The organism is Roseateles sp. P5_E11 (assembly GCF_054049355.1).
The window spans coordinates 1-5021 of the sequence record NZ_JBFUMO010000443.1 but is presented as its reverse complement, the minus strand read 5'-3'; the positions used below and the strand labels follow the sequence as shown (position 1 = coordinate 5021).

Here is a 5021-nt window from a genome sequence, read left to right as displayed (position 1 = left end):
CTCATGGGACCTCCCGCCGGGCCGCCCCAAGGGAGGTCCAGCCCCCTCGGGGGGCAGTGAGCGGAGCGAGCGTGGGGGTCGTCATTCAGTCTCGAACCCAGCCAGCACGGCGACGACGTTGCGGCCGATGGCCTCGGTCGCGTAGCCGCCTTCCTGGATGAACAACGTCGGCGCGCCGAACGCAGCCAGGCGCTGGCCCATGCGGCGGAACTCGGGCTCGTCCAGCTTGAAGTGCGAGATCGGGTCCCCGCCATAGGTGTCCACGCCGAGGGAGACGATGAGCAGATCGGGCTTGAAGGCTGTCAGCCGCGCGAGCGCCGCGTCCAGTGCAGCGAACCAGTCGTCGTTGTCCACGCCCACCGGCAGCGGGAAGTTGGCATTGAAGCCGACGCCCTCGCCTGCGCCGGTCTCGTCGGCATGACCGAGGAAGAACGGGTACTCGGTGCGCGGGTCACCGTGGAGGCTGGCGAAGAACACGTCGGCGCGGTCGTAGAAGATGGCCTGGGTGCCGTTGCCGTGGTGGTAATCCACGTCCAGGATGGCCACACGAGCCAGGCCCGCGTCGCGTGCAGCMTGCGCGGCAACGGCGGCGTTGTTGATGAAGCAGTAGCCGCCGAAGAAGTCGGCGCCGGCGTGATGGCCAGGAGGGCGCGTCAGCACATAGGCCGAGCGCTCACCGGCCAACACCAAATCGAGTGCGGTCAGCGACGCCTGCGCGCCGGCATGGGCCGCAGCCCAGCTGCCGGCCGTCAGCGGCGTGCCACTGTCCATCGAATACAGGCCCATGCGGGCCGCGAAACTTATCGGCTCGAGGTCACTGCGCAACGAACGCACCGGCCACACGGCCGGGAAGGCATCGCCCTCGCCACCGGTGGAGAGCCACTCGGCGTGCGCGCCCTCGATGAAATCCAGGTAGCGCGCTGAATGCACACGCTCCAGCGGCGCGCGGCCGTGGTCGACCGGCGCGAGCACCTCACCCAGGCCCGCAGCCCTCACCGCCTGCAGGATGTAGTCGGCGCGCGCCGGGACCTCGAAGGCCGGCACCAGCCGGCCGCGGAAGAACTCGTGCGTGGCCGCGTGCAGCGCGTGCCCGGCGTTGAAGACCGTCTGCATCAGGCCCCCGATCCGCTCGGCTGAGCGCGGCTCCACCCGGCGGGCAGCGTCGCGGGGCATTGGCAAATGGCGGGGGCGGGGGCGGTCATCACGGCGCGGGATTGTGCCGCGCTTTGACTCTGTCCCCGGCGCCGGGGCGCCTGCTCAGTTGCCGCAGCCCAGCGCGGCGATGCGGTCGTGCGCTGCCTTGGCCTGCACGAGGCCGTTACCGTAGTAGTCGTCACGGCCGGGGGCGCCAAKGTCCAGCGCGCTCTTGTTCAGCGACGCACGCAATTGCGTGGCCGTGCAACCGGCATGCAGGCTCCACACCAGGGCCGCAACGGCGGATGCATGGGGCGTCGCCATCGACGTGCCGCTGTAGCTGGCGTACAGGTCGGGCAGGCCGAAGACGGCGACGCTGGCCGACTGGCCGAGCTGGCCCAGCAGGGTCGCGCCGTCTGCCTGGGTGGCCCCGACGGACGGGATGGTCGTCACGGTCTCACCCAATGTGCCGAGCAGGTCGCCCGTCGTGTTGTTGTAGATGACCGCACCGACGCCGCCACTGCTCTGGCAGTTCAGCACCTTGTCGGCGAAGGCGATGGTGCCGCGCTGGATCAGGCAGACCTTGCCGTTCATGCTGCCCGGCGTGGCGGCGCTGCCAAGGCCGAAGTCGGCCAGTGAACCGCTGGCGCTGCTGCGGGGTGAACCGTCCATGGACTGCACGGTGAAGCTGCCGCCAGCGACGGTCAACGAGGCGCCTGTCTGGCTGTAGGCCGGCACGGTCGACAGCACGGCCACACCGGGGGCGGCGAGCTCGACGTCAGCGTTGAACTGCGAGAAGCTGGCAACGAGCTTGTTGGCGTCGACAGCTGCAATCGACACGACCTCGGCGAAGGCGGCCGGGTAGGACAGCGTGTTGTCACCTTCGTTGCCGGCTGCCGCGACCAGCAGGATGCCCTGGCTGGCCAGCTTGKCCACGGTGCGCGCCTCGGTGCGGCTGCCGGTGGCGCCACCCAGCGACATGCTGATGACGTTGGCGCCGGCGCGCCCGCAACCCAACATGGCACGCGAGATCACCGCGTCGCTGGCGCTGCCGCTGGCGTCGAAGACCTTGGCGATATGCAGGTTCAGGCGGCCCGACGGCGCCACGCCGACGACCCCGACCGCGTTGTTCAGCGCCGCGATCGTGCCGGCCACATGGGTGCCGTGAGAGTTTTCGTCCGTGTTCCAGGCGCCGGACTTGGTGAAGTTCTGGCCCGTCATCGGGATGCCGGCCAAATCCTCGTGGGTGCCATTGATGCCCGAGTCGACGATGCACACACGCCGGTTGCCGGCCTGGGCGTCGGAAAGCTGATCGGCCTGCACCATCGCAATGCCGTAGGGCGCGACCTGGGCCTGCGAGCCGGCGACGCGGATGCTGCGATTGCCGAGGATGTGACGCTCGACCGGTTCATCGACGAAATCGACCTGGGCGTGGCGGGCCAGTGCCTTGGCGGCGCCGCGCGGCATGCTGACGACGAGAGCGTCGATCTCGGACAAGTCCTCGACGACGCGACCGCCACCGCGACCGACCTCGGCGCGCACAGCGCCACCGCCGTTGACCTTATGGCCAACGATGAGCTCGACTTCGTCCTTGGGCGCGGCGAGGGCCGCCGACATGGCGGCGGCACCGAGGCAGAGAACGACGGCGCGGATCGCAAACTTGTGCTGACGCATGGCAGCTCCTTTGAATAGGGTGGGCGCCATTCTTCGCCGCCCATCACCCGCGTCAACAGAGAGTCACCCCGCCCCTAGCTTGGGGGGGCTCAGACGTCAATCTCGACCGTGTCGCCGTGCAGCTCCATCAGCTCGCGGCGCGAGGCGGCCTCGCCCTTGCCCATCAGCTTGTTGAAGGCGTCCACCGTCGCGCCGAAGTCGAGCTGCCCGTATTCCACGCGCGACAGGCGGCGGGTCTCGGGGTTCAGCGTCGTGTCCCACAGTTGCTCGGCGTTCATCTCGCCCAGGCCCTTGAAGCGGCTGATGCTCCACGAGCCTTCCCGCGCGCCCTCCTTGCGCAGCTTGTCCAGCGTCGCGGTCAGCTCGCCGTCGTCCAGCGCGTAGAGCTTGGCGGCGGGCTTCTTGCCGCGTGCGGGTGCATCGACGCGGTACAGCGGCGGGCGGGCGACGAATACGTGTCCGGTCTCAACCAGCTTGGGGAAATGGCGGAAGAACAACGTCAGCAGCAGCACCTGGATGTGCGAGCCGTCGACGTCGGCGTCCGACAGGATGCAGACCTTGCCGTAGCGCAGGCCGCTCAGGTCCGGCGTGTCGTTGGGGCCGTGCGGGTCCACGCCCAGCGCGACCGAGATGTCGTGGATCTCGTTGTTCTTGAACAGCAGATCGCGCTCGACCTCCCAGGAGTTCAGCACCTTGCCGCGCAGCGGCAGGATGGCCTGCGTCTCCTTGTCGCGGCCCATCTTGGCGCTGCCGCCGGCAGAGTCGCCCTCGACGAGGAAGACCTCGTTGTGCAGCAGGTCGCGGCTTTCGCAGTCGGTCAGCTTGCCGGGCAGCACGGCCACGCCGGAGCCTTTTCGTTTTTCAACTTTCTGACTGGCGCGTTGCCGAGTTTGTGCCTGCTTGATGACCAGGTCGGCCAGCTTCTTGCCATGGTCCACATGGTGGTTCAGCCACAGCTCCAGGGCCGGCTTCACGTACGCCGACACCAGGCGCAGCGCGTCGCGCGAGTTCAGGCGCTCCTTGGTCTGGCCCTGGAACTGCGGGTCCAGCACCTTGGCGGACAGCACGAAGCTGGCGCGCGAGAACACGTCGTCAGGCATCAGCTTGACGCCCTTGGGCAGCAGCGAGTGCATCTCGATGAAGCCCTTGACCGCGCCGAACAGGCCGTCCTTCAGGCCCGACTCGTGCGTACCGCCGGCGACCGTCGGGATCAGGYTCACATAGCTCTCGCGCAGTGGTGCGCCGTCCTCGGTAAAGGCCACGCACCAGGCGGCGCCCTCGCCTTCGGCAAAGTTCTCGCTCTCGCCGGCGGTGGCAAAGCCCTCGCCCTCGAACAGCGGGATCAACGGGTCGCTGTTGAGCGACTGCGCAAGATAGTCGCGCAGGCCGGCCTTGTAGAGCCAGGTGGTCGTCTCGCCGGTCTTCTCGATCTTCAGTGTGACGGTCACGCCGGGCATCAGCACGGCCTTGGAGCGCAGCAAGTGCACCAATTCGTGCTTGGGCAGCTCGGCGCTCTCGAAGTACTTGGCCTCGGGCCAGACGCGCACCGTCGTGCCCTGCTTGCGGTCACCGCTGGCAGCGGGGCGGGTGACGACCTGCTGCTTCACGTCGCCGTGCTCGAAGGCGATACCAGCCACCTGCTTGTCGCGCCACACGGCCACTTCCAGCCGCTTGGCCAGCGCATTGGTCACCGACACGCCCACGCCGTGCAGGCCGCCGGAGAAGCTGTAGGCGCCGCCCGAGCCCTTGTCGAACTTGCCGCCGGCATGCAGCCGCGTGAAGACGATCTCGACGACGGGCACGCCTTCTTCCGGGTGCAGGCCGAAGGGAATGCCCCGGCCGTCGTCGGCGACTGACACCGAGCCATCGGCATGCAAGGTCACGTCGATGCGCTTGCCAAAACCGCCCAGCGCCTCGTCGGCGGCGTTGTCGATGACTTCCTGGATGCAGTGCAGCGGGTTTTCGGTGCGGGTGTACATGCCCGGCCGCTGCTTGACGGGTTCCAGGCCCTTGAGAACGCGGATGGAAGCTTCGCCATAAGCGGCAGGTGCAGCGGCGGGAGAGGAAGACGGACGGCTCGACATAGGGGCGGGATTCTATGGACGCGCTCGGGCTAGGATTCGCGGCCCCCGAAGAGCGAGTGTTCGAGCTTGAGATTCCTGACTGCCTTTTTGCTGCTGGCCTGTGGACTCGCACAGGCGCAAGGCCCCTCC

At 68.3% G+C, this 5021-nt stretch carries 3 protein-coding genes; all 3 read right to left on the bottom strand.

The window, feature by feature from the left end:
- Window positions 1-81: 81 nt before the first annotated feature.
- The 3 genes from ACXJKR_RS24105 to ACXJKR_RS24095 all read right to left on the bottom strand — a co-directional run bounded on the left by ACXJKR_RS24105 (window position 82) and on the right by ACXJKR_RS24095 (window position 4892).
- On the bottom strand, window positions 82-1113 hold the full coding sequence (locus tag ACXJKR_RS24105) for a histone deacetylase family protein (RefSeq protein WP_457324966.1): 1032 nt from the start codon (window positions 1111-1113) through the stop codon (window positions 82-84).
- Window positions 1114-1257: 144 nt separating this feature from the next.
- Window positions 1258-2808 (bottom strand): S8 family serine peptidase, encoded by a 1551-nt coding sequence (locus ACXJKR_RS24100; RefSeq protein ID WP_457324965.1) that lies wholly within the window; start codon window positions 2806-2808, stop codon window positions 1258-1260.
- An 89-nt stretch (window positions 2809-2897) separates the two neighbouring features.
- Window positions 2898-4892 carry a DNA topoisomerase IV subunit B gene (locus tag ACXJKR_RS24095; RefSeq protein WP_457324963.1) on the bottom strand — a complete coding sequence of 665 codons (1995 nt, stop codon included), beginning with the start codon at window positions 4890-4892 and terminating at the stop codon, window positions 2898-2900.
- Window positions 4893-5021: the final 129 nt, after the last annotated feature.